The organism is Nocardiopsis gilva YIM 90087 (assembly GCF_002263495.1).
GTDB lineage: Bacteria > Actinomycetota > Actinomycetes > Streptosporangiales > Streptosporangiaceae > Nocardiopsis_C > Nocardiopsis_C gilva.
Map to the genome: position 1 here is coordinate 582,926 of NZ_CP022753.1, position 24,081 is coordinate 607,006.

Here is a 24,081-nt window from a genome sequence, read left to right on the forward strand (position 1 = left end):
GTTCAGCATGTGGAAATATCTGGCCATACCAGGCCGACCGACCCCCACGAGAGTCCACCGCCGAATCCGCCGAGCACGACTTTCTGGCCGGCTTGGAGTTCGCCCGAGGAATTCGCGTCTGCGAGGACGAGGGGAATCGACGCGGCCACCGTGTTCCCCACCCGGTCGATGTTGGAGGGGAACCGCTCCGACCCCACGCCGATGCGTTCGGCGATCGCCGCCAGAATGCGCGCGTTGGCCTGGTGCAGGACGACCTTGTCGATGTCGGCGGTCGCCCAGCCGAGGCGGTCGGCCGTCTCCTGGACGGATGCGGTCATGTGGCGCACGGCCTCGGCGAATACCGCCCGGCCTTCCATCGTGAAGTAGGTGTCGGCCTCGTCCGGGGGTAGTCCGGTGGAGCGCTGACGTGACCCGCCGGCGGCGACCTCGATGAGGCGGCTCCGCGTCCCGTCGCTGCCCAGGTGCAGGCCCTTCAGCGCGCCGTGCTCCGACGGTGCTCCGCCGCGCAGGACAACGGCGCCCGCGCCGTCCCCGAACACCGCCCGTGTCGCCCGGTCGGAGGGGTTCAGAATCGTGGAGAAGGTATCCGCCCCGATGACCAGGGCGGTGCTCGCGAACCCCGATTCGATGAGTCCGGCACTGACCCCCAGTGCGTAGACGAACCCCGTACACACCGCACCGACGTCGAACGCGCCGACCCCGGTGAGCCCCAGACGGCTGGCGACCTCGGGCGCGGTGGCGGGACACGGACGGTCCGGCGTACTGGTCGCGACCACCACCACATCGGCGTGGTCCGTGCCGGCGGACTTCAGCGCCCGGCGGCCCGCTTCGACCGCCAGGTCACCAGAGGATTCGCCCGGAGCGATGATGTGCCGCCGGCCGATCCCCGTCCTGCTGCGGATCCACTCGTCCGAGGTGTCCAACTGCTGGGCGAGCGCGTCATTGGTGACGACGCCCGGGGGAACCCAGACGCCCAGGCCCGCGACGACAGCCGCCCGGTCCGTACCGCTCATAGGGCGCCTCCGTCAGAGCGCCGAAGCCCCTCCACGGTCCTGATCCTGTCCCCCATTGTCGTCACGGCGTCATTCCTCCCGGGCTTGTTTCGCTGTCGCCGACGTGCCCTCGCAAACCAATCTCTGGACTGCCCGGAACGCATCGGTCATTTCACTATGGCAATGGCGCCTCCGGTTTCTCTCACTGGAATCCCACGCCCTGCCCACGGGGAACTCACGTGCGCCGTGAGTGCGGCATGAGTGGCGCAGAAGCGGGCTCTGTAAGGATTGGCAGTGGCCGGAATGGCATTCCATCGAGGCAGTGACTCACCGGTGTGGGGTGGCATGGGTGCCGGGCCGGATAACGCGAACCAAGCGCAACAACGAGCACGAGGAGAAAAGTGCAGCAACGTAGGATCGGCAGGAACGGCCCGCTGGTCTCCGCCCTTGGTTTGGGCTGTATGGGAATGTCGGAGTTCTACGGGCCGACCGACGAGGCCCAGAGCCTGGAGACCCTCAAGGCGGCGCTCGACTCCGGGGTCAACTTCCTCGACACCGCCGACATGTACGGCAAGGGCCACAACGAGCGTCTCGTGGGCCGGGCCGTTGCCGGGCGCCGTGACGAGGTGGTCCTGGCGACCAAATTCGGATTCAAACGCAACGAGAGCGACCCGCGGCTGGGCCGGGAGATCGACTCTAGCCCCGAGCACTGCCGCCGTGCCATCGACGCCTCGCTGCAGCGGCTGGGCGTCGACCACGTCGACCTCTACTACCTCCACCGCCGCAACCCCGACGTGCCGATCGAGGAGACGGTCGGGGCGATGGGCGAGCTTGTGCGGGAGGGCAAGGTCGGCCACCTGGGCCTGTCCGAGGTGACCGCCGAGACCCTGCGCCGGGCACACGCCGTCCACCCCATCGCCGCGCTCCAGACCGAGTACTCGCTGTGGACGCGCGAGGTCGAGGACGAGGTGCTGCCCGTGGCCCGCGAGCTGGGCATCACCCTCGTCGCCTACTCGCCGATCGGCCGGGGCTTCCTGACCGGGACCATCACCCGCCCCGAGGATCTCGACCCCACGGACTTCCGGCACTCCCACCCCCGCTTCCAGGGGGAGCACCTCGCCCGCAACGTGGGGATGGTCGAGCGGGTGCGGGAACTCGCCAACCGCTACGGCTGCAGCCCGGTCCAGCTGGCTCTCGCCTGGCTCCTGGCCCAAGGCGAGGACATCGTCCCCATCCCCGGAACCCGCAGGACGAAGTACCTGTCCGAAAACGTCGCCGCGGCCGATCTGAAGCTCACGGATGAGCAGCTGGCCGCGGTGTCGGCCGCGGTTCCACGCACTTCCGTGTCCGGCGAGCGGTACGACCCGGCCGGTATGGCGACCGTCGGCTTCTGACAGGCCCCGCTACCCCGACCTGTTCCCCAGCGCCGCGCGCGCTGCCCGTACGTGACAAGGAAGCCCTATGGCAGACAAGCTGGAGCAGCTGAAACTGGCCGCCGTCAACATCGACGGCGTGCTGCTCAACGACACGTTCAGTCCGGTCATCTACAACTTCATCGTCAGCCGCGGCGGAGAGTACACCGCCGACGTCGAGCGGAGTATCTTCTCCCAGCCACAGCTGGTGGGCGGTCAGGGGATGGCAAACGCGGCACGCGTCCCGTGGACCGCTCAAGAGGCGATCGACGTCTACTTCAAGGAGCGCGAGGAGTACGTTCGCGATCACCCGGTCCAGCTCCTCGACGGTGCCATCGACCTCCTGCGCCGCCTGCGCTCCCTGGGGCTGCAGACGGTCAGCTACGGCGGGCTGAGCAAGTCCCACTTCGACCACTACCTGGGCGAGCACGCCGACCTCTTCGACGGCCCCGGGTACGTCTGCACCAACGACTTCCGTCCGGGGCTGCGCGAGATCACCACCGAGATCTTCGGGCTGGACTACGACCAGGTGCTGTTCATCGATGACGTGGCCCGCGTCGCCGAGGTCGCCAAGGCACTGGAGATTCCGTTCATCGGCCACCCCAGCTCCTTCGAGCACAGCTTCCAGCCGCAGCTGATGCGTGAGAGCGGAGCCCGCCACATCGTCGACTCGCTGCACGCCATCGACGAGGGGCTCCTGCGCACGCTCGACGCCGAGGCCGCCGCCCACTCCGTCTGGCGCGGCTGAGCCCACCCGACCGCCGACCCGCCACGCTCCCCGGGCGGGTCGGCGCCCCCCAGGACGGCCCCAGTCCCGCCTCCCAACCTCACAAGGAGTCACGCCGTGGACCACGTCGCTTCCCCGCACACCCTGCTGCTGGACTTCGACGGAGTCCTGAGCCTGAACGCTTCCGAACTGCTGCTGCACGCCCTGCACGAGGGAATCAACCGACACACCGCGTTTCCCTTCGAGGCCACGGCCGCGCAGTTCAAGGCCATCAGCACCTTCCCGCAACGCGACAGCCTGCGCGCGCTGTTCGCCGGACTCGGGATCGAGCAGCATCTCGACACCGAGATCGAGGCCCTGCGGTCACTCATCTCCGCCGCGGGACGGCGGATGACCCTGAGCGAGGGCGTGGAGCGCTTCTGCGCGGAGCAGCGCGCCCGGGGAAGGAGACTTCGGGTCTTCTCCACGATGGACCGCACCACCGCGCGCCGGTCGCTGCTGGACGGGCTGTTCGGCCCCGAGGACTTCGTGCCGCTCGGCCATGCCTCCAAGGCCGATTCCCACTCCTATACAGCGCTCCTGGCCGCCGAAGGAGAGCCGGATCCCGGGCAGGTGATGCTCGTGGACGACTCCCCGCTGGCGCTGCGGGCGGCCAAGATCGCGGGCGTGCGTACCGCCCTGATGCGCGGCCAGGTCTTCACGCCTGCGGATGTCGCGCCGTTCGCCCCCTTCATCGACGCGCAGGTCGCGTCCTTCGCCGAACTCGGCGCCCTCTTGCGGAGCGCGGAGCCGCTCTTGGCGGAGCGGCCCGCCGAATCGCCCGTCAATGGGTCGCCCCTCCCGTCCTGACCCGCACCGCCGTTGTCCCGCCGTTCCTCCGGCTCCGGACCGTCCCCAGCACAGAACACAGGATGAACTTGTACTGATGGCTAACGCACCGACCGACTCAGACCTCCACGAATCCCCGAGGACCCCGGATACACCTGCCCGCGCGACTGGTGGGAAAGAACCGCACCCTTGTGCCGCGGACCGGGCTCCGGTCAACCCCACCCGCGTCCTGGTGGCCATCGCCCTGGCCGCTGTCATGCTGCCGATCTCCGTGACCGGTCCCGGGGTAGCCCTCGCCGACATGTCCGGCGCGCTGAACGCTTCCGCGGCGTCCACCCAGTGGGTGCTCAACGCCTACAACGTCGCGTTCACGGCCTTCATGCTGGCCGCCGGCTCCGCCGCCGACCTCTTCGGGCGCCGCCGCCTGTTCCTGACTGGCACGACGGTCTTCGCCCTGGCGTCGCTCGTCGCGGGCACGGCACCGTCCATCTGGCTCGTGGACGTGGCGCGCTTCGTCCAGGGCATGGGTGCCGCGGCGGTGCTGACCAGCGGTTCCGCACTGCTCGCCCACACCTTCACCGGGACCGCGCGCGCCCGGGCCTTCGGTATCTTCGGTGCCTCGATCGGCTTCGGCCTGGCGATGGGCCCCTTCGTCTCCGGCCTGCTGGTGGGGGCGGCGTCCTGGCGCGCCGTCTTCCTCGTCAATGTCCTGCTCGGCGCGGTCGTCCTGGTTCTGGCGTGGCCGCTGTCGGAGTCGAAGAACCCCGGAGCCCGGCGCATCGACATGCCCGGTGTGCTGACGTTCACCGCCGCCCTGATGCTGCTCGCGCTCGGCTTCGTCGAAGGCCCCTCCCACGGCTGGGCCGGGGCGCCGACACTCGGCTCCTTCGCCGGTGCTGCAGTCTTCCTGGCGGCCTTCGTCTTCGTCGAACTTCGCAGTTCCGAGCCGATGTTCGACCTCAGCCTGCTCCGCCGACCCACCTTCGTCGCGATCATCTGGCAGCCGGTGAGCATCGTCTTCGCGTTCGCCGCCCTCTTGGTCTACCTGCCGCCGTACTTCCAGGGCGTGGGTGGAGCCAGCTCCACGGTGTCGGGCGCGATGCTGCTGCCGCTGACGCTGCCCGTGTTCATCCTGCCCCTGTTCTCCGGCGCGCTGGTCAAACGGCTGTCCGTGCGGATGCTGCTCGCCATCGGCCCGGCCGTTCTCGCCGCCGCGCTGCTGCTGATGACGCTGACCGACCCGGTCTCCTCGCCTATCGCGCTGTTCGCCGCCCTGTTGGTGGCGGGCATCGGTATCGGCCTCGCCTTCGGTGTCATGGACAACGCGGCGGTGAGCTCGGTGCCGCCGGAACGCAGCGGCATGGCGTCGGGCATGTTCAACACGCTTCGCGTGGCGGGCGAGACGATCGGTGTCGCCTGTGTGGCCGGTCTGCTGCTCACCTCCACACGGCAGGGGCTGGGCGGTGCGGCCGACAGTGGGGCGATCGCGGACGACGTCGTCCAAGGCCGCTTGGACTCCGTGCGCGAAGCGGGAGGCGCGGAGCTCGCCCACCGCGCGGTGCTGGGTCTCGAACACGGCTGGACCACGGTGTACGTGCTGCTTGCATGCGTCGCGCTCGCCGGGTCCATCGCCATCTTCACCATGGTCCGCGACCGGGATCTGGACCAGTCGGGCGGGTAGGACGCCTGACCGTCGGGTCCGGGCCGCGCACCGGTGCGCGGCCCGGACCGTCGTGGCTATGGGCGTTCCCCGCCCTCTCCCCGCGCTCCGGTGAACACGGCTGTGGCGACAGCGCGCTCGTCCTGCTCGAACGTCACCCGAACCGTGAACTCCGCGTCCCGCGCGGACCGCTCCGGGCGGCTCGCCCGCACCATGAGTGGGGCATCGAGCTCCGCATAGGCGCCGAACGACGCGTCGAGCCCGGACACGTACCATGATTCCGCCGGGACCCCGGTGAATTCCTCGGCCGCCAGCAGACTGATCTGGCGTCCCGCCTCCATCAGCACCATCCCCGGCACGTGGTCCTGCGCGTGGTCGAACAGGCTCGGGTGCCCCCCGGCCACGCGAAGGCGCGCCTGGACACCGTGCTCATCGGCGGCCGGATCCAGCAGGATCACGTTCTCCTCGCGCCTTCGGCCGACCCGTCCAGGCGCCGCGAGCCCCGGGACGGCGGTCGCGCGGTAGGCGTCCGATGTCGGCAGGGGGCCGTCGTTCCTCCGCCCCCGCAACATCGCGTAGACGTCGTCCGCTACGTATTTCACGCGCATCCTCACCTCCCCCACGCTTTGGTCGCCCACACGAATCCGCATCCGGTACGCGAGACTCCGGAGTTCGCCGCCGAGCCATCGGGCATCGTGGGTGTCGACCGACACCACCGCTGCGGTGGGGCCGAGGACGGGGTCCATCGAGGCGAGTCCGGGAAGGTCCATCGACCATTCCTGGAGCACGAACTTGGTCCCGATCGGGGCGCCGAAGTGCGCGTGCACCGCGTGGGTCTCGGCCTGCCGGCAGCACTCCAGCAGCAACAGCGGATCAATCGCATTGGGCGTCGTGTGGTCGGTGTAGTACGCGTGGGAGGGCGGTAGCTGGGCCGCCGCCACGAAACGCGATTCGTCGATCAATGAGCTGTCCGTCAGGAACACCTCGGAAAGGGCTCGACGATGCACCAACTGCTTGTCCACAGTGTGAGCGAAGTTCAGCTCCGAAAGAACGTCCGGTGCCCTATCGGCCTCGACCGCGATACTCAATTGATCCACCTTTTTTCACGACTCTTGGGGCTCGTGAAACGCTCGCACACCTCCCTAGCGCCCAGCTCATACGCGCATCATGTCGTACTCCGGGGGTCGTGCGGGCGCGCTGCGGGGTCGCGGGTGGAAGCCGATGACCGCGGTCATTGAAGTGCACCTATGGCCAGCGGATACTTTGTCGCGTGTGCTGCGCCATTGGTTTCGAGGGGAAATAGTGGACCTAGCTATTTTTGGTGAACTGAATTGGCTTGCCGTTATTGTGGCCGCTCTGGTCTATGTCGGGCTCGGGCCGGCGCGGTTCGCGCGGCCCGTGTTCGGAAACGCGTGGATGCGCGCCATTGACTGGGCCGGGGACATGGCGCTGTCCGATTTGTTCAAGACGCCGTGCGGCGCACGCTCCTAGCGTGATGGGCATGGCACCTCGATTTGATCTGATCGGACTGGTCGTCGCCGACATGGGGCGGTCCCTGGCCTTCTACCGTCGGCTCGGCTTGGCGATACCGGAGTCCGCCGACACCCAGCCGCACGTGGAAGCTCAGCTTCCCGGAGGGCTTCGGATGGCGTGGGACACCGTCGAGACCGTTCGCTCCTTCGATCCGGACTGGACCGCGCCCCGGGGCGGGCCCGGGGTGGCGTTGGCGTTCTGCTGTGATGAACCAGCCGAGGTCGACCGGGTGTACGCCGAATTCGTCCAGGCGGGGTACGAGGGGCGTACGGAGCCGTGGGACGCGTTCTGGGGGCAGCGCTACGCCGTGCTCGGCGATCCCGACGGCAACAGTGTCGATCTGTTCGCCCCGCTGTCCGCGCCCGGTGGGTGAGGGACGAGAACCGTCGGTGCGACCCCGGCCAGGGCCGTGACCTCCCGGGTGAGGTGGGCCTGGTCGGCGTATCCGACGGTCACCGCCGTCGTCGCCCACGGGACGCCCGTGCGGGCCATCGCCAGTGCCCGGTGCATCCGCAGGATCCTCGACAGTGTCTTGGGGCCGTAGCCGAAGGCGGACCGGCAGCGTCGGTGCAGGCGGCGTTCGCCGAGGCCGAGCGTGCGTGCCGTCTCGGTGACCGTCGCGCCCGCACGAGCGAGGTCGGTGATCGCGGAGAGCTCCGGATCCGGAGGAACGGCATCGTCAAGTCGCTGGAGGGCGATGTCCTCCAGCGTGGCTGCCGGGTTCGATGAAGCGGCGATGAGATCGGTGAGTCTTCGGGCGCGCGCCGACCCCCACAGATCGGTCAGGGGGATCCGCTGGTCGCGCAGCTCATGTGCTGCCACGCCCACAATGGTCGGGCCGGTTCCGGGGGCGAATCGCAGCCCGATGATGTCGTGATCCGGCCGCCATACCGCCGAATGCGCCGCCGTATCCGGCCCGGCCACCAGCAGGGTGCCGTCGACCCGGATCAGGTCGATACAGCCGTCCGGCAGGACGCGTTGCTCGGCCTCGTCGGCACCGTCGGCCCTCCCCCGCCACAGGACCGTCCTGGGGACCCGTGAGCGCCGTTCCCGGTACATGGGACCAGTGTGACAGGGAGGCAGCGGTGGTGAGGAGGGGCGGTTCTCGTTCCTGCCCTGGGCTTGCCCGTCCGATGACGGTCTGCGCTTAGCCGCGTGCCACCAGGTCGATCAGGCTGGCCTCCGGGCGGCAGCAGAAGCGCACGGGGGCATAGGGGGACGTGCCGAGACCGCCCGATACGTGGAGCCAGGCGTCGCCGTAGCGGTTCAGTCCCCAGGCCCGTCGGCGGTCGATGCCGCAGTTGGTGACGAGCGTCCCGTAGAACGGCATGCAGATCTGGCCGCCGTGCGTGTGCCCGGCCAGCAGGAGCTGGTAGCCGTCGGCCTCGAAGCGGTCCAGGTTGGCCGGCTCGGGTGAGTGCAGCACGCCCAGGCGCAGGTCGGCGGTGGGGTCGGCGGGACCCGCGATGTCGTCGTAGCGGTCCATGTCGATGTGGGAGTCGTGGACGCCGCCGAACGCGATGTCCAGGCCGCCCGCCTTGAGGTATCCCGTGCCGTTGTTCAGGTCGAGCCACCCCGACGCGCTCATCGCCGCGCCCAGGTCCTCCCAGGGGAGATCCGGGACGGAGCGCTCGCCGTAGTCGGTCTTGCTGTCGCGCCACAGGTAGCGGGCGGGGTTCTTCAGGCGGGGGGAGAAGAGGTCGTTGGACCCGTAGACGAACGCGCCCGGGCGGTCCAGCAGCGGGCCCAGGGCGTCGATGAACGGCTCGACGGCGTCCGGGTGGCCGAGGGAGTCGCCAGTGTTCACGACCAGGTCCGGACGGTAGTCGTCCAGGCCGCGGATCCAGTCCATCAGCATCCGGCGGCCCGGCGTCAGGTGGGCGTCGGACAGGTGCAGAACGCGGAGTCGCCGCGCGCCCTCAGGCAGCAGCGGGATCTCATAATGCCGCAGCCGAAACCAGTTGCGTTCGATGACCGAGGCATAGCCGAACCCCGCGACCCCCACCGCCGTGGTGATGGCCGCCGCCCGGCCGATGGTTTTCCCCAGACCGCTCACCCGTACGCCCCTCCTGACTGTCCGCATATGTGATGGTGCCAGATGCGGGAACGTGGACAGACCGTCCCCGTCACCCGCTGTGCGGAGCGCCCCGTCCACGGCATCGCCGGAAAAGACGTGGGTGCTCAGGCTTCCGGACTCTATGATCTCTTGCATGGCCGAAATCAAAGACCGCCTGAAAGCCGACCTCACCGCCGCCATGAAGGAGCGCGATGAGCTGCGGACCCGGACGCTGCGCATGGTGCTGACCGCCCTGTCCACCGAAGAGGTGGCCGGTGGCTCCGCACGCGAGCTCAGCGACGACGAGATCATCAAGCTGCTCACGCGCGAGGCCAAGAAGCGCCGCGAAGCCGCCGACGCGTTCGACAAGGGCGGCCGTCCGGAGCAGGCGACGGCCGAGCGCGAGGAGGGTGAGGTGCTGGCCGAGTACCTGCCCGCGCAGCTCACCAATGCTGAGTTGACCGAGCTGGTCAGCGCTGCCATCGCGGAGGTCGGGGCGAGCGACGTCAAGGCCATGGGCAAGGTGATGAAGGTCGTCAACCCCAAGGTCGCCGGTCGAGCCGAGGGCGGCCGGGTGGCCGCTGAAGTGAAGAAGCAGCTGGGCGCGTGACACCGATGCGACGGTAACGGCCGCTGGCGGTGCAGCGGATCGGCGCCCCGTACACGGGCCCGAGCGCGTGGTCTGTGGCGGAGAGGGCCCCGACCGGCCGTCGCCGGTGGCGTCGCTTCCGATGCCGCCGAATGGGGTGGTGTCGACCTCTGCCCGGGATGCGAAAGGGCGGGGTGGCTCCGTGTCCACGGAGCCACCCCGCCCTTTTGTCGTGGCGACTAGGTGCCCTCGCGGCCCATCGCGGGGGCCATCACCGGACCGGTTCCCGGCGGCCAGGCGTTGCCGTCGGGGACGGTCGTGGCGCGGTCAGAGCCCGTGCCGTTGCTGAGGAACACGTTGACCGTCGCACCCGGCGGCAGCGACGTGCCCGGGTCAGGGTTGACTGCGGCGACACTGCCCTCCGGATGCGGTGAGCGGATCCGCGTGGTGGAGACGTTCACCCTGAAGCCCGCGTCCTCCAGCGCCCGCACCGCGGCGTTCTCCGGCTGTCCCAGGACGTTGGGAACGCCCCCCTCGTCGGCGGTGTTGCTCGTGGGGGTCGTTCCAGGCCCGTCGTCGTCCTTGGACGAGTCCTCGGACGTGGAGCCGAACTTGCTCGGCGCCGGCGGGAACTTCTCCTTCGGCAGGTCCTTCGCGGCCCCGCGCATCGTCTCCTGCCAGATCGGGCCGGGGATCGTGGCGCCGTAGACCACGCCGTAGGTGCGGTCGCCGAGCTTGACGTTGCGCAGCGGGTGGTTCTGCGGACCGCGCGGGTCGCCGACGAACACGGAGCCGGCCAGGTTCGGCGTGAACCCAGCGAACCACGCGGCGGCCGAGCCGTCCGTGGTGCCCGTCTTCGCCGCCGCTGGCCGGCCGATGTCCAGCCCGGTGGTGGTCCCGCCCTTGAACGTCTGCTGCAGCAGGTAGCTCACGCCGTCGGCGACGTCCTGGTCGATGGCCCGTTCGCAGTCGTTCTCGATCTTGATCGTCTTGCCGGACTGCTGGTCCTCGATCTTGGTGATGGCCTGCGGCTTGCAGCGGACGCCACCGGAGGCGAACGTGGCGTAGGCGCTGGCCATGGTCAGCGGCGAGACTTCCTCACTGCCCAGGGTGAAGGAGTTGTTCGCCTGGGTCCGCGGGTTGTCGAACGACTCGCCGTCGGCCCGGTGCACGCCGAGCTTCTCCGCCATGTTGATGACGTTGCACAGCCCGACGCTCTTCTGCAGCTGGGCGAAGTAGGTGTTCACCGAGCCCTTGGTGCCGCCGGCCATATCGAGCGTCGCGCCGCCCTTGGTGTCGCCGGCGTTCTTCACCGGCCAGGGCTGGAGCCGTCCGCCGTCGCAGTTCCGCTGCCCGGTGATCGTGGTGCTGCCGGGGGAGCTGAACGAGGTGCTGAACTTCTTGCCCTGGTCGAGCGCCGCGGCCAGGGTGAACGGCTTGAAGGTCGATCCGGCTTGGAAGCCGCTGCTGCCGCCCCGGTTCATGTCGGTGGCGAAGTTGATCGACGTCTCGCCGAGCTTCGACTCGTCGGGGCCGTAGTTCCGGCTCTGCGCCATCGCGCGGATCTCGCCGCTGCCCGGCTCGACCAGGACCTCCGCCGCGACCTTCTTCGACTTGTTCTTGCGCGGCACCCACTTGTCGACGGCCTTCTGCGCCGCCTCCTGCATGTCGACGTCGAGCGTCGTGTGGATCTTCAGACCGGCCGTGCGCAGCCAGCGGGCGCGCTCGGTCTCGTTCTTGCCGAACTTCTCGCTCTTCTCGATCTCCTGGACCACGTAGTCGCAGAAGTAGGGCTGCTTGCTGGGCATGCACCCGTTGCTGGGCGTGTTGACGTCCAGATCCAGGCCCTTGGCCTTGGCTTTCTCGCCCTCTTCCTTGGTGATCTCCCCGGTCTGCACCATGCGGTCCAGCACGACGTCGCGGCGGGCCTTGGCGTCCTCGGGGTTGAGCCGGAGGTTGTAGAGGTAGGGGTAGCGCACCGCACCGGCGAGCGCGGCGGCCTGCTCCAGCTTCAGCTCATCGGCGCTGACGCCGAAGTAGTGCTGGGCGGCCGATTCCACGCCGTAGGCTCCGTCGCCGAAGTAGGCGATGTTCAGGTAGCTTTCGAGGATCTCCTCCTTGCTGACGCGCTGCTCCAAGGCGACGGCGTAGCGCAGCTCGCGGACCTTGCGGGAGATCGACGTCTCGGTGGCCTCCTCCTGCTCGGCCTGCGACGTGGCGCTTTCGACCAGCACGTTCTTGACGTACTGCTGCGTCAGCGAGGATCCGCCCTGGGTACTGCCGCTGAGCGTGCGCAGCGCGGCGCGGAAGGTTCCGACGAGGTCGATCCCGCCGTGTTCGTAGAAGTGCGAGTCCTCGATGGCGATGATGGCCTTTTGCATGACCGGCGCCATGTCGTCGAGCTTGACCAGCTCCCGGTTCTGGTCGTAGATCTCCGCAATGGTTTTCCCATTTCGGTCGTAGATGACCGAACGTTGAGGCGGGGGAGGCGTCTCCAGTTCCCCCGGCATGTTGAGGAAGCCGGTGGCAACGTTGCGCGCGGTGATGCCGAGCCCACCGACCGCGGGTAACGCGAGCGCAGCGACGAGCACTCCGGCGACGACCCCAACGCCTACAAGCTGACCGATTTTCTGCAGCAATGTCCCCTGACCCACCCCATCAGACTATGTGCGGTCGGCATCACGTCGTACGTGGGCGGGGGAGCGGAGGGGGCCATCCGCGGCGACCACGCCCACCCACCCGAATCATCCAGCGCCGTACCAATCGTCGCATAGACGACGCCTGGTGAAGGGCTGCGGTTGACAGACAATCCATCACCCTGCGTACCGAAAATGTGACTCACACCGGGGGCGGGATGACACGCCCGGGCTATATCGGAAATAGGCCCAAAGAGGCCTGTCGTTTCCGGCCACTGATCCGTAGTTTCGACCACAGCGGTGAGGAGGGACACACCGGGCCGAAATTCGGCGGCCCGTGCGGCGTCGGCCCCTGCCGGACTCCGCGAGCGGCACCGTCCGCCGATCTCCCTCCCGCCCCGCCGACGACCGCGCCCGTCGGCCACACCACGAAACACACGTTGATCTTGGGAGTGGGGCACCAATGTGGATCACGGACTGGAGCACGCGCGCCATATGCCGGGAGACCGATCCCGACGCGCTGTTCGTGCAGGGAGCGGCCCAGAACAGGGCCAAACTCATTTGCCGGGGCTGCCCGGTGCGCGCCGAGTGCCTGGCCGACGCGCTGGACAACCGGATCGAGTTCGGAGTCTGGGGCGGAATGACCGAGCGTGAGCGGCGGGCGCTGCTTCGCCGTCGCCCCGACGTCACCTCGTGGCGTGCCCTGCTGGAGTCGGCACGCGACAAGTACGAACGTGACGGCGACCCCGGTGCCCCCGCCCCCCGCGGCTCCGACCGGTTCACCGCGTCACTGAAGCAGCGGCAGGGCGGTCCCAGCGCGCCGAAGGGCACCGACAGCAGGGAAAGGGGCGGAGCGCTGACGCGCTGACCCTCCCGCCTCGCCTCGCGTCACCCCCGGCGTCCGGCCTCCGGACGGTCCCCCGTATCCGCCAGCGCCGCACCGATCTCGCGCAGTCCGTCGAGGTCGTGCACGTCCTCTGGGCGCGCCCGTACCTCGGTGAGGGGGACCGCGGGGTGGGCCGAGGTGAGGTGCCCCCGGAGCCGCTCCTCTCGATCCCGCAGCCGTGCCCGCTCGGTGTGCAGCCGCAGTGCCGCGGCCGCGAGCTGGTGGTTGCCGGCGTCCACCAGCGTCTCGACCGCCGCCGACGCGCGCGCCGCCGACAGGCTCCGCACCACGGTGCTGTGGGTCCGGTTGACGATCACCCCGGCCAGCGGCATGCGGTCCTGCCCGAGACGTTCGATGAAGTACGACGCCTCGCGCAGCGCGTCGCTCTCGGGCGTGGCCACCACGATGAACGCGGTCCCGGGGGCCTGCAGCAGCCGGTAGGTCTCCTCGGCGCGTTCCTGGAACCCGCCGAACACGGCGTCGAACGCGGTGACGAAGGTCTGCACGTCCTTCAGCACCTGAGCGCCGACGATCTTGCTGATGACACCGGTGACCATCCCGAACCCGGCGCCGAGCAGCCGGAACGCGCCCGTCTTCGCAGGGGCGCTGAGGAACTTGATGAGTCGGCCGTCGAGGAAGCGGCCGAGGCGCTCGGGCGCGTCGAGGAAGTCCAGCGCCGAACGGCTGGGCGGGGTGTCGACGATGATCAGGTCCCAGTCGCCCGACTGGCGCAGCTGGCCCAGCTTCTCCATGGCCATGTACTCCTGCGTCCCGGTGAAGCTGGAGGACAGCGACTGGTAGAAGGGGTTGGCCAGGATCTGCCGGGCCCGCTCGGGGTCGGCGTGCGCCTCGACGATCTCGTCGAAGGTGCGCTTCATGTCGAGCATCATCGCGTGCAGCGTGCCGGGGGGAGCGGTCCCGTCCGCGCCGGGCGGCAGCGGGACCCGCCGCGGGATGTTGTCCAGCTCCGTGAGCCCCATGGACTGGGCCAGCCGCCGGGCCGGGTCGACCGTGATGACGACGGCGTCGCGCCCGTGCCCGGCCGCCCGCAGGCCGAGGGCCGCCGCCGTGGTCGTCTTGCCGACACCGCCGGAGCCGCAGCAGACGACGATCCGTGTGCGCCGATCGGTCAGCAGCGCGTCGACGTCGAAGGGTGGCGCCTCATTCATGTCCGTCCCTCATGTCCGTCCCTCGCCATTCACTACCCACACCGCGCTCCGCCCCGGACCGACGTCGGGGCGCTCATGCCGCTCCCTGCTCCCGCAGCCGCTCGGCCAGGGCGTAGAGTCCGGCGAGGTCGATGCCGTCGTTGAGGTAGGGAAGCTCGTAGCGCGGCTGCTCCAACCGCGTGAGCCGCTCCCGGATCCCGGCTTCCACCTTGATCCGGAGCGCGTGGTCGGTGATCTCGGCGGCGAGTTCGCGCGCCATCTGCTCGGGCTGTTCCAGCCGGGCGGCCTTCAACCCCCGGGCCAGCGACTCGACATCGAGGTCCCCGGCCTCGGCCGCCGCCAGCGACGCCGCGTCGAACAGCGGGTCGCGCACCATGTTGACCATGATGGCCCCGACGCTGAGCCCGACGTCGCGGATCTCGGCGGCGCCGTCCACGGCCTCCTGGGTCGGCATCTCCTCCAGCAGGGTCACGAAGTGCACCATCGTCTCCGGCGACCGCATCGTCTCCATGACCTTGTCGGCGTGGTTGCGGATGGGGCCGACCCGGGCCAGCCCGGCCACCTCGGCGTTGACGTTGAGGAACTGGGCGATCCTGCCGGTGGGCGGCGCGTCCATCACCACGGCGTCGTACACGAACGGCTCCGGCGATCCCTCGCGGCCGCCCCCGCGTCTGCGGTCGGCGCCGACCCGGCGGCGGACCGCCTCGGTGGCCTTGCCGGTGAGCAGGACGTCGCGCATCCCGGGCGCGATGGTGGCCGCGAAGTCCACCGCGCCGAACCGGGTGAGCGCCTGCCCGGCGCGACGCATGCCGTAGAACATCTCCAGGTAGTCGAGGAGGGCGGCCTCGGCGTCGACGGCGAGCGCGTAGACGTCCCCGCCCCGCGGCGCGACCGCGACCTTCCGCTCCTCGTACGGCAGCGGCGGGCAGTCGAAGAGCTGGGCGATGCCCTGGCGGCCTTCGACCTCGACCAGCAGCACCTTTCGGCCTCCGGAGGCCAGCGCCAGGGCGAGGGCGGCGGCCAGGGTCGTCTTGCCGGTTCCTCCCTTTCCGGTCACGACATGCAGCCGGACGCCATCCCAGTCCCGATCGCGCGCGCTCATCCCTGGGAGTTTATGCGCGCGGCGGCGGGCGCGCCGATCATCACCGGCCTGTGGTGAGTAAGGTGTCGCCCATGACGAAGTGGGAATACGCGACGGTTCCGCTGCTGTCGCACGCGACGAAGCAGATCCTGGACAACTGGGGCGAGGACGGCTGGGAGCTGGTGGCCGTCATCCCGGCGCCGGCCGTGGACGCCGACCCGCGCAACCAGCAACTGGTCGCCTACATGAAGCGGGAGAAGGCCTGATGGCGACTCCGGAGGAGCGCATCGAGAAGCTCGGGCTGACCCTGCCCGAGGTGGTCAAGCCGCTGGCCGCCTACACCCCGGCGGTGCGGACCGGCGACCACGTCTACATCTCCGGCCAGGTGCCGGTGGTGCGGGGGGAACCCGCGGGCACGGGCAAGGTCGGTGCCGAGGTCACCCCGGAGCGCGCGAAGGAGCTCGCGGGCATCTGCGCCCTGAACGCGCTCGCCGCGGTCAAGGCGGAGATCGGTGACCTGTCGAAGGTCAAGCGCGTGGTCAAGCTGGTCGGGTTCGTGGCCAGCGACCCGTCCTTCACCGGCCAGCCCCAGGTCATCAACGGGGCCAGCGAGCTCATCGGCGAGGTCTTCGGTGACGTCGGCGTGCACGCCCGCAGCGCGGTCGGCGTCGCGGCGCTGCCGCTGGACGTCCCGGTCGAGGTCGAGCTGATCGTCGAGGTCGCCTGAGGCGCCCCGGAGAGGATTGCGCACCCGCGCCGGTCTCGGGAAGAGTGCACGCGAGATGATGGTGACGAAGCGTGTGTATCCGCCCGGGGCCGGCCGTTGTCGTTGAAACGGGAGGTCGGCGCCGACGACCGGCAGTGCTGACAAAAAGAACACCGCTGCCAAAGAACACCGCCGTCGAGGAACACCGCATCCGGAGGCACGCCGACCCCGCCACGATCCGGCCCACATGAACCGCCCATACAGACCGCCCCCGCAAACCGTCCACACCATGGCTGTTCACCCGCACCCCAGGAGGACGACGATGACGACCGAGCACTCCCGGGTCCGCGACATCCTGAGCGGGCGGATCGCCCCCGCGGAGCCCCGCCCCGCGGCGACGGTCATGCTGCTGCGCGAGGGCCCCTCCCCCGCGCCCGGGAGCCGCGTCGGCCGCGGCGACCTGCAGGTCTACCTGCTGCGGCGTGCCTCCTCCATGCCGTTCGCCCCCGGCGCCTACGTGTTCCCCGGCGGCGGGGTGGACGAGCGCGACGCCGACCCCCGTGCTGGTTCGACGGACGTGGGCTGGGCCGGTCCCACGCCGCGTGCGTGGGCCGAGCGGCTCGGAGCCACCGAACCGCTGGCGCGGGCACTGGTCTGCGCGGCGGTGCGGGAGACCTTCGAGGAGTCGGGCGTGCTCCTGGCGGGCACATCGGCGGACGACGTCGTCGCCGACACCCGGGACGACGGCTGGGAGGCCGACCGCCAGGCCCTCATCGACCGCTCCCTCTCGTTCGCCGAGTTCCTCGACAAACGGCGGCTGGTGCTGCGCTCGGACCTGCTGCGGGCGTGGTCGCAGTGGATCACCCCGAAGGTGGAGCCCCGCCGCTACGACACCCGCTTCTTCGCCGCCGCGCTGCCCGAGGGACAGCAGACCCGGGACGTGGGCGGCGAGGCCGACCGTGTCGCGTGGATGCGTCCGGCCGACGCCGTGGCCGGATGGGAGCGCGGCGAGCTGCGCATGCTGCCGCCCACCGTCTCCACCTGTAAGGACCTGGCCGCCTGCGGCACGCTTGTGGGGGTGATGGCGGCCGAGCGGGGCGAGATCCGGCCGATCGAACCCGAGCTGCGCGAGATCGACGGGCGGTTCCGCCTGGTCGTTCCCGACGGTGTCGACTATCCGCTATGACGATCCCCCGTCACCGGGCCGCGGCGGCGTTCCGGTCCGGTGGCCTCCCAGCGAGAGACGAGGTGCGATGAGGATCGACGGCTCCGGCACACTGCGCGCGAGCTGCGTACTGTGCCCCAACCCCGGACCCATGACGCTTGACGGGACCAATACCTGGATACTGCGCGAACCCGGCGCCCGCGGCGTGGCCGTGGTCGACCCCGGGCCGCACGACGAGCGGCACCTGGAGCGCGTGGCGCGCACCGTCCAGGAGCAGGGGGCCCAGGTCACCGTCACCCTGCTGACCCACCACCACGCCGACCACACCGAGGGCGCCCGCTACTTCTCCGAGCTCACCGGGGCGCCGGTGCGCGCTGTGGACCCCGCGCTGTGCATCGGCGGGGAGGCGCTGGCCGACGGCGAGACGATCAGCGTCGACCGCCTGGAGCTGCACGTCATGGCGACGCCCGGGCACACCGCCGACTCCGTGTCCGTCCACGTTCCGGCCGACGGCATCATCCTCACCGGCGACACGGTCCTGGGCCGCGGAAGCACGGTGCTCGACGACAACGGCGGCCTGGCCTCCTACATGGAGTCGCTGGACCGGTTGCGCGACCTGGCGCGCCGGACCGACATCCGGGCGCTGCTCCCCGGCCACGGCCCCATCTGCACCGAGGGGCTCGAGAAGATCGAGGAGTACATCGGGCACCGCGAGGAGCGGCTGTCCCAGGTCACGGCGGCGGTGCGGTCCGGTGACCGGACACCGAGGGAGATCGTCGCGCGCGTCTACACCGAGATCGAGCCGTCGCTGGTCCCAGCTGCGGAGTCATCGGTCCGGGCCCAGCTGCACTACCTGGCCAAGCGCGGCGACATCCCCCCGGAGATCGGCGACGTCTGATCCGCCGGTCCGCCCGAGGAAGGTGCGAAGGGTCGCGGACCTCGGCCACGGGCCGACCGGACACACGACGAGCCCGGCACTCGGCCGGGCTCGGATCGTGATCGGGGATGCTCAGCGCGCGCGGCGACGCATCCGCTCGACGTCCAGCAGCACGACGGCCTTCGCCTCGATCCGCAGCCAGCCGCGCAGAGCGAACTCGGCGAGCGCCTTGTTGACGGTCTCCCGCGACGCGCCCACGAGCTGCGCCAGCTCCTCCTGGGTGAGGTCGTGGTGCACGTGCAGGCCGTCCTCGCCCTCCTTGCCGAAACGGTCGGCAAGGTCGAGCAGGGCCTTGGCCACGCGCCCCGGCACGTCGGTGAACACCAGGTCCGACATGGCGTCGTTGGTCCGGCGCAGCCGGTTCGCCAGGGCCTTGAGCAGCTCCACGGACACCTGGGGCTGCCCGGCGATGAAGGGCCGCAGGTCATCGTGGCCCAGCCCGGCGAGCACCGCGTCGGTCACGGCGACGGCGCTGGCCGTCCGCGGGCGCGGGTCGAACAGCGAAAGCTCACCGAACATCTCGCTCGGGCCGAGCACGCTCAGCAGGTTCTCTCGGCCGTCGACGGCGGTACGGGTCAGCTTGACCTTTCCGCTGAGGATCACGTAGAGACGGTCGCCCTCATCCCCTTCGGAGAAGAGCGTCTGTCCCCGGCCGAGGCGAACCTCGCTGACCGAAGCGCGCAGCGCCGCGGCGCCCTCCTCGTCGAGTGCTTCGAAAAGAGGCGCCTTCCGCAGCACCTCATTGGTCTCGTCCACCACGTCCTCCTTGCAACCTGACCGTCAACAGTGTGACGTATATCGCACCCCAGTGTGAAACCAGGTGGTTACCTCGGCTTGTCGCCTGGGTGACAACCCGCCACAGCCGACGTCGGCATTTCTGATCTTAGATGCATTAGCGTCCCGGACGGTGCTGACCCCGCCGATCTCCTGATATTGCCGACATAATCTCCGTCACCGAGGCCGGACGATGCGTCATCATCGTCGGTTTCTTGCGTTCCCCGGCCCGCCGAACGGTCGCGGGGTACGTAGGCTTTGGGTGTGTCCGGTGACCCTTCCACTATCCCTACGCCAGCCGAGTCGACCGAAGCCCCCGCGTCTCCCACGGGCGAATCGCGGCTCGCGCTGGTGCGTCGCGCCCGTCGCATCAACCGGGAACTGACCCGGCTGTACCCGGACGCGCACTGTGAACTCGACTTCACCAATCCGCTCGAACTGCTGGTCGCCACGATCCTGTCCGCGCAGTGCACCGACAAGAGGGTGAACGCGGTCACTCCGACGCTGTTCGCGCGGTACCGGACCGCGGCCGACTACGCGGCCGCCGACCGGGAGGAACTAGAGGGGATCATTCGCTCCACGGGCTTCTTCCGAGCCAAGGCGAACAGCATTATCAGCCTGGGACAGCAGCTGTGCGAGCGGCACGGCGGCGATGTCCCCGGAACTCTGAATGCCCTGGTGAGACTACCCGGTGTTGGGAGGAAAACGGCAAACGTCGTGCTCGGCAACGCTTTCGACGTCCCAGGACTCACCGTGGACACCCACTTCGGACGGCTGGTCCGCCGCTTCCGCTGGACGGAGGCGACCGACCCCGTCAAGGTCGAGCACGAGGTCGGCGCGCTCTTCCCACCCAAGGACTGGACCATGCTGTCCCACCGGCTCATCTGGCACGGCCGCCGCGTCTGCCACGCCCGCCGCCCGGCGTGCGGGGCCTGTGAGCTGGCGCGGCTGTGTCCCTCCTTCGGCGAGGGGCCGACGGACGAGGAGACCGCGCGCAAGCTCGTTCGGAACGGCCCGTTCTCATGAGCGCGGAGCGGAGCCAGGAACGCGATACCGCCGCCCCCGCGTGGCTGGAGCGGCTGGCCGACGCCGCGCGGCGCATGCCGGTCCCGACCGTGATGCGCCCGCCCGCGAGCGGCGGGCGCGCCTCGGCCGTCCTCATCCTCTTCGCGGAGGGCGACACCGGCCCCGATGTGCTGCTCATCCAGCGGAGCGACGGGCTGCGGCGGCACTCCGGCCAGCCGGCCTTCCCCGGCGGCAGGATCGAGCCGGCCGACGACGGCCCGGAGGAGGCCGCGCTGCGCGAGGCCGTGGAGGAGACCGGTCTGAATCCTGACGGGATCGAGACGCTGGCCCTCCTGCCCGAGCTCTACATCCAGCGCAGCGGCTTTCGGGTCGCGCCGGTCCTGGCGTGGTGGCACACCCCCTCGGCGGTGCATCCGGCCGACGCCGGGGAGGTCGCGGGGGTCGAGCGGGTCCCCGTGGCGGAGCTCGCCGATCCGGTGAACCGGGTGCGTGTGCGTCATCCGGATGGGACCATCGGCCCGGCGTTCCGTGTGCGCGGCATGCTGGTGTGGGGCTTCACCGCCGGGCTGCTGTACCGCCTGCTCGTGCTGGGCGGTTGGGAGTCCCCGCTGCCGAACCACGGCAGCGGGGAGATCGTGCCTATAAGTGACCTGGTACGGCCGGACGGCGGAACGGCGTGACGTGATGGAGGGCATCGTGCTGGATTTGGCGCTGGTCGTCCTGGTGCTGCTCTTCGCGGTCTCGGGGTACCGGCAGGGGTTCATCGTCGGGATCCTGAGCTTCGCCGGGTTCATCGGCGGCGGCGTCCTCGCCGCCCTCGGCGCTCCGTCGCTGATCCAGTCGTTCGTGGTCGACCCGGGCCGCCAGGCGCTGCTGGCGATCGCCGTGGTGTTCCTGTCGGCGGCCATGGGCCAGTTCCTCGCCTCCTACCTCGGCACGGTCGTGCGCAACCGCGTCACCTGGGACTCCGCGCGTGTGCTGGACGCGATGGGCGGAGCGCTGGTCAGCACCGTGTCGGTGCTGCTCGTGGCCTGGCTGGTGGGCAGCGCCGTGGCCAACTCCGCGATCCCGGTCCTCAACAACGAGGTGCAGCGCTCGCGCGTGCTGCAGGCCGTGGACCAGGTCATGCCCGACACGGCCTACATGTGGTTCTCCACCTTCCGCAAGATCGTCGACCAGAGCGCCTTCCCGCAGGTCTTCAGCGGTCTGGGCTCGGGCGAGCCCGCCGAGGTGGACCCGCCCGACCCCGACGTGCTCAACACCGGGGAGCTGCGCGACGCCAGCAAGAGCGTCGTCAAGGTGCTGGGCACCGCGCCGTCGTGCCAGCGGCGGGTCGAGGGCAGCGGATTCGCCTACGCCGAGGACCGCGTCATGACCAACGCGCACGTCGTCGCGGGGGTCACCCAGGACCTGCGCGTGGTCACGCGCTCCGGCCGGCAGATCCCCGCCACGATCGTTCTCTACGACCCGCAGCAGGACATCGCGGTGCTCGACGTGCCCGGCATGGGGCTCGAACCGCTGGACTTCGAGCCGGAGGCGGCGAAGGGGGACGACGCGGTCGTCGCCGGGTTCCCACGCAACAACGGGTTCACCGCCGTTCCTGCCCGGATCCGCGCCCGGCAGACCGCGCAGGGGCCGGACTTCTACCACTCCCAGCAGGTCAGCAGGGAGATCTACCAGGTGCGCGCGGTGGTCCGGCCGGGCAACTCCGGCGGCCCGCTGCTCTCGCCCGACGGCACGGTGTACGGCGTCGTGTTCGCCGCCGCGACCAACGAGGGCGAGACCGGCTACGTCCTCACCGCCGACGAGATCGCGCAGAACGCGCGGACGGGGGCCACCGCGACGCAGCCGGTGTCGCCGCAGCAGTGCGACTGAGGGCGTCCACAGGCGAAGGGAAGGGCGGTTCGGGACGTGGAACTGACGGTTCTGGGCAGCGCCACGCCCCACCCGAGGCCGGGCGCCCGGTTCACCGGTCCGATCGATCACGCGGAACCCGGGCGGACCTTCGACCTGCGCGGATCACGAAGCACCACCGAGGAGGCGCGCGGCACTGTGGGGGGATGAGGTGGAGGCCGCCCGCGGGTTGTGAGCGAGGTCTCCCTCGCGGCTCGATGCTGGACTCCACAAGGATTGCGGTGTGACCCGTCGCGCAGAGGCGCGGTTACGCGCCGGTAGGGCGGCTTAGGGTTGCCGCATGTCGTTCGCCAGCACCATGCGCTTCGCGCTCGCCTCGCTCCCCACGGCCGAGTTCGGCTTTCCCGGCCCGATGCGCGACAGGCTCGTCGCCGCGATCCTGGACGGTCGCAAGACCGGCACGACCGCGCTGCTCGCCGCGTACGAGGGGGCGGGGGAGCAACCGCCGCAGACGGGTGATCAGGCGCTGCTCGTCGATTCCGCGGGCCGTTCGGTGGCCGTCATCGAGACGACCGACATGCGCGTCGTTCCCCTCCACGAGGTGGACGAGGCGCACGTGGCGGCCGAGGGGGAAGGCCACGGCACGGTAGCGGAGTGGCGCGCGGCGCACGAGGAGTTCTGGCACAGCGCACAGATGCGCGCGGAGCTGGGTGACCCCGACTTCACCGTGGACGACGCCACTGAGGTCGTCCTGGAGCGCTTCCGGGTCCAGGCGGTGCTCCGGGACGGCAGCTGACGCGCGGACGCGTACAGCGGGCGCTGAGGGCCCGGGAACGGCGGAGCGGCGGCAGGACCGGCGGGCGGCATGGCGCGGGCGCGGTACGGCGCGGCACAGAGCACAGCGGGCGTCCACTCCGCGGCGGAGTGGACGCCCGCTGTGTCCGTCAGTCGACGAGTTGCGTGCTCTCGGGCTCGGTTCGACCCAGAGGCCAGCTCATCCGGACGACGGTGCCGTCGTCGTTGGGCTCGATGCTGACCTCGTCGGCGAGACCGACGATGACCGCGAGGCCAACGTCGGGGGAGAGCCCCGAGACACCGCCCGGCGGAGTCTGGTCGCCCAGAAAGATCCCCGCGCCACCGGGCACGTGATGGTTCACCGTCGAGCTCGGTTCCTTGACCGGGGCTCGGTCGGAGACCACGACCTCGAAACGCTGGGCGGCACGCCCGTTCTGTGGGACCGCAGCCGGTGCACTGCCTTGGGGACCGTCGGGCCGGGGCGCCGCGCTGTCGATCAGTTCGAGCTGGATCGGCTGGTCGGGGCAGTGCGCACGGTGTGCCTCCACCGCACGGGAGCACGCTTCACCGACCGCCAAACGAATCTCGTCGAGGGCGGTTTCGGATATGCCCGCACGCCGTGCCACGGCCGTGGCCATGAGCCGGGCCGTGCGCACATGGGCGGGCAGCGCGCTGATCGTGAGCTGGACGAGTGCCATCGTTTGCTCGTTACGTGACTACTTGGACTTACGTTTGTCGATGGCTTCCTGCACCGACTCGTAGATGCCGAAGACCTTGGTCAGCCCGGTGATCCGGAAGATCTTCAGGATTCGCTCCTGGGTGCAGACGAGGTCGAGCGTGCCGTCGTGGGCGCGCACGCGCTTCAAACCGCCCACAAGCACGCCGAGACCCGTCGAGTCGAGGAACTCCACCTTCTCCATGTTCACCACGAGGTGGAAGTTGCCCTTGTTGACCAGATCGATCAGGAGCTCACGCAGCCTGGGCGCGGTATAGACGTCGATCTCACCCTCGACGACGACGACCTCGGTGTCGTCCTTGGTGTAGTGATCAAGCTTCAAGTCCACTAGTCCTCCAGCGCCGAACCGCGAAAAACCGCGAGTGATCTCTGCCGGGCGTTACCCCACACGGCGGCATTCAACCACGCGCGTGCATCGCGTCTTCCTGTTATGCCCAAGAAAACCACGACACCGCGCGTCTCTTCCCCCAGATGCCACACTGAAACCGTCCATCCGTCAGCCGCCATCCATGTGAGGAG

At 69.8% G+C, this 24,081-nt stretch carries 25 protein-coding genes and 1 pseudogene; 16 read left to right on the plus strand and 10 right to left on the minus strand.

All coding sequences use genetic code 11. From position 1 onward, the window contains the following. Nucleotides 1–2 precede the first annotated feature (2 nt). Entirely contained in the window at nucleotides 3–1,013 is a 1,011-nt protein-coding gene (locus CDO52_RS02940; protein ID WP_017621637.1) for a beta-ketoacyl-ACP synthase III, read from the minus strand. A gap of 380 nt (nucleotides 1,014–1,393) precedes the next feature. Between CDO52_RS02940 and CDO52_RS02945 the strand changes: the two genes are divergently transcribed. The 4 genes from CDO52_RS02945 to CDO52_RS02960 all read left to right on the plus strand — a co-directional run bounded on the left by CDO52_RS02945 (nucleotide 1,394) and on the right by CDO52_RS02960 (nucleotide 5,640). Beyond that, nucleotides 1,394–2,386 (plus strand): aldo/keto reductase, encoded by a 993-nt coding sequence (locus CDO52_RS02945; protein ID WP_026126388.1) that lies wholly within the window; start codon nucleotides 1,394–1,396, stop codon nucleotides 2,384–2,386. 67 nt (nucleotides 2,387–2,453) lie between these two features. Then, nucleotides 2,454–3,152, plus strand: coding sequence for a hypothetical protein (locus CDO52_RS02950; protein ID WP_017621635.1), 699 nt, complete (start codon nucleotides 2,454–2,456; stop codon nucleotides 3,150–3,152). Nucleotides 3,153–3,248: 96 nt separating this feature from the next. After that, the gene (locus CDO52_RS02955; RefSeq protein ID WP_017621634.1) at nucleotides 3,249–3,980 is read left to right on the plus strand and encodes an HAD family hydrolase; all 732 of its coding nucleotides are present in this window, start codon (nucleotides 3,249–3,251) and stop codon (nucleotides 3,978–3,980) included. A gap of 211 nt (nucleotides 3,981–4,191) precedes the next feature. After that, complete coding sequence (locus CDO52_RS02960) at nucleotides 4,192–5,640, plus strand: MFS transporter (protein ID WP_017621633.1); 1,449 nt, start codon at nucleotides 4,192–4,194, stop codon at nucleotides 5,638–5,640. Between the two features lie 56 nt (nucleotides 5,641–5,696). On the opposite strand, the gene CDO52_RS02965 is transcribed toward CDO52_RS02960, so the two are convergent. After that, a complete protein-coding gene (locus CDO52_RS02965) occupies nucleotides 5,697–6,707 on the minus strand; it encodes a ScbA/BarX family gamma-butyrolactone biosynthesis protein (RefSeq protein WP_017621632.1) in 1,011 nt (336 codons plus the stop codon). Nucleotides 6,708–6,840: 133 nt separating this feature from the next. On the opposite strand from CDO52_RS02965, the gene CDO52_RS27145 reads away from it, so the two are divergent. Next, the gene (locus tag CDO52_RS27145) at nucleotides 6,841–7,110 is read left to right on the plus strand and encodes a hypothetical protein (protein ID WP_152471880.1); all 270 of its coding nucleotides are present in this window, start codon (nucleotides 6,841–6,843) and stop codon (nucleotides 7,108–7,110) included. A 10-nt stretch (nucleotides 7,111–7,120) separates the two neighbouring features. Then, nucleotides 7,121–7,525: a VOC family protein gene (locus CDO52_RS02970; protein WP_017621630.1), complete on the plus strand. Its 405-nt coding sequence runs from the start codon at nucleotides 7,121–7,123 to the stop codon at nucleotides 7,523–7,525. On the opposite strand, the gene CDO52_RS02975 is transcribed toward CDO52_RS02970, so the two are convergent. Continuing rightward, on the minus strand, nucleotides 7,453–8,211 hold the full coding sequence (locus CDO52_RS02975; RefSeq protein ID WP_017621629.1) for a helix-turn-helix domain-containing protein: 759 nt from the start codon (nucleotides 8,209–8,211) through the stop codon (nucleotides 7,453–7,455). The genes CDO52_RS02970 and CDO52_RS02975 overlap by 73 nt on opposite strands. A gap of 88 nt (nucleotides 8,212–8,299) precedes the next feature. Further along, nucleotides 8,300–9,208, minus strand: a complete 909-nt coding sequence (locus CDO52_RS02980) for a metallophosphoesterase (RefSeq protein ID WP_017621628.1) — start codon at nucleotides 9,206–9,208, stop codon at nucleotides 8,300–8,302. Between the two features lie 154 nt (nucleotides 9,209–9,362). Between CDO52_RS02980 and CDO52_RS02985 the strand changes: the two genes are divergently transcribed. Beyond that, the gene (locus CDO52_RS02985) at nucleotides 9,363–9,818 is read left to right on the plus strand and encodes a GatB/YqeY domain-containing protein (protein WP_017621627.1); all 456 of its coding nucleotides are present in this window, start codon (nucleotides 9,363–9,365) and stop codon (nucleotides 9,816–9,818) included. Between the two features lie 218 nt (nucleotides 9,819–10,036). On the opposite strand, the gene CDO52_RS02990 is transcribed toward CDO52_RS02985, so the two are convergent. Further along, nucleotides 10,037–12,436 (minus strand): penicillin-binding protein, encoded by a 2,400-nt coding sequence (locus CDO52_RS02990; protein WP_026126387.1) that lies wholly within the window; start codon nucleotides 12,434–12,436, stop codon nucleotides 10,037–10,039. A gap of 460 nt (nucleotides 12,437–12,896) precedes the next feature. Between CDO52_RS02990 and CDO52_RS02995 the strand changes: the two are divergent. Continuing rightward, a pseudogene (locus CDO52_RS02995) lies at nucleotides 12,897–13,178 on the plus strand (WhiB family transcriptional regulator); the annotation flags it as partial. Between the two features lie 143 nt (nucleotides 13,179–13,321). On the opposite strand, the gene CDO52_RS03000 reads toward CDO52_RS02995, so the two are convergent. Next, nucleotides 13,322–14,488: an ArsA family ATPase gene (locus CDO52_RS03000; RefSeq protein ID WP_017621625.1), complete on the minus strand. Its 1,167-nt coding sequence runs from the start codon at nucleotides 14,486–14,488 to the stop codon at nucleotides 13,322–13,324. A gap of 73 nt (nucleotides 14,489–14,561) precedes the next feature. Continuing rightward, a complete protein-coding gene (locus CDO52_RS03005) occupies nucleotides 14,562–15,590 on the minus strand; it encodes an ArsA-related P-loop ATPase (protein ID WP_026126386.1) in 1,029 nt (342 codons plus the stop codon). 71 nt (nucleotides 15,591–15,661) lie between these two features. On the opposite strand from CDO52_RS03005, the gene CDO52_RS03010 reads away from it, so the two are divergent. The 4 genes from CDO52_RS03010 (at nucleotide 15,662) to CDO52_RS03025 (ending at nucleotide 18,338) form a co-directional block, all read left to right on the plus strand. Further along, entirely contained in the window at nucleotides 15,662–15,835 is a 174-nt protein-coding gene (locus tag CDO52_RS03010; RefSeq protein ID WP_017621623.1) for a DUF4177 domain-containing protein, read from the plus strand. Continuing rightward, nucleotides 15,835–16,296, plus strand: coding sequence for a RidA family protein (locus tag CDO52_RS03015; RefSeq protein ID WP_017621622.1), 462 nt, complete (start codon nucleotides 15,835–15,837; stop codon nucleotides 16,294–16,296). The genes CDO52_RS03010 and CDO52_RS03015 overlap by 1 nt, the downstream gene beginning before the upstream one ends. 301 nt (nucleotides 16,297–16,597) lie before the next feature. After that, nucleotides 16,598–17,461, plus strand: a complete 864-nt coding sequence (locus tag CDO52_RS03020) for an NUDIX hydrolase (protein ID WP_017621621.1) — start codon at nucleotides 16,598–16,600, stop codon at nucleotides 17,459–17,461. Between the two features lie 67 nt (nucleotides 17,462–17,528). Beyond that, the gene (locus tag CDO52_RS03025; protein ID WP_017621620.1) at nucleotides 17,529–18,338 is read left to right on the plus strand and encodes an MBL fold metallo-hydrolase; all 810 of its coding nucleotides are present in this window, start codon (nucleotides 17,529–17,531) and stop codon (nucleotides 18,336–18,338) included. Between the two features lie 111 nt (nucleotides 18,339–18,449). On the opposite strand, the gene CDO52_RS03030 is transcribed toward CDO52_RS03025, so the two are convergent. Further along, nucleotides 18,450–19,136, minus strand: a complete 687-nt coding sequence (locus CDO52_RS03030) for a Crp/Fnr family transcriptional regulator (protein WP_198345820.1) — start codon at nucleotides 19,134–19,136, stop codon at nucleotides 18,450–18,452. A 300-nt stretch (nucleotides 19,137–19,436) separates the two neighbouring features. Here CDO52_RS03030 and nth point away from each other — a divergent pair, with 300 nt between their 5' ends. The 4 genes from nth to CDO52_RS03050 all read left to right on the plus strand — a co-directional run bounded on the left by nth (nucleotide 19,437) and on the right by CDO52_RS03050 (nucleotide 22,827). Continuing rightward, a complete protein-coding gene (gene nth, locus CDO52_RS03035) occupies nucleotides 19,437–20,177 on the plus strand; it encodes an endonuclease III (protein WP_026126384.1) in 741 nt (246 codons plus the stop codon). Then, nucleotides 20,174–20,857 carry an NUDIX hydrolase gene (locus CDO52_RS03040; protein ID WP_017621617.1) on the plus strand — a complete coding sequence of 228 codons (684 nt, stop codon included), beginning with the start codon at nucleotides 20,174–20,176 and terminating at the stop codon, nucleotides 20,855–20,857. Before nth ends, CDO52_RS03040 begins: the two co-directional genes overlap by 4 nt. A 16-nt stretch (nucleotides 20,858–20,873) precedes the next feature. Beyond that, nucleotides 20,874–22,052, plus strand: a complete 1,179-nt coding sequence (locus CDO52_RS03045) for a MarP family serine protease (RefSeq protein WP_026126382.1) — start codon at nucleotides 20,874–20,876, stop codon at nucleotides 22,050–22,052. A 319-nt stretch (nucleotides 22,053–22,371) separates the two neighbouring features. Beyond that, nucleotides 22,372–22,827, plus strand: a complete 456-nt coding sequence (locus CDO52_RS03050) for an ASCH domain-containing protein (protein WP_017621614.1) — start codon at nucleotides 22,372–22,374, stop codon at nucleotides 22,825–22,827. Nucleotides 22,828–22,975: 148 nt separating this feature from the next. Here the strand turns inward: CDO52_RS03050 and CDO52_RS03055 are convergent, their stop codons facing one another. After that, nucleotides 22,976–23,524, minus strand: a complete 549-nt coding sequence (locus CDO52_RS03055) for an ATP-binding protein (RefSeq protein ID WP_017621613.1) — start codon at nucleotides 23,522–23,524, stop codon at nucleotides 22,976–22,978. An 18-nt stretch (nucleotides 23,525–23,542) separates the two neighbouring features. Continuing rightward, entirely contained in the window at nucleotides 23,543–23,890 is a 348-nt protein-coding gene (locus CDO52_RS03060) for an STAS domain-containing protein (RefSeq protein WP_017621612.1), read from the minus strand. Between the last annotated feature and the right edge of the window lie 191 nt (nucleotides 23,891–24,081).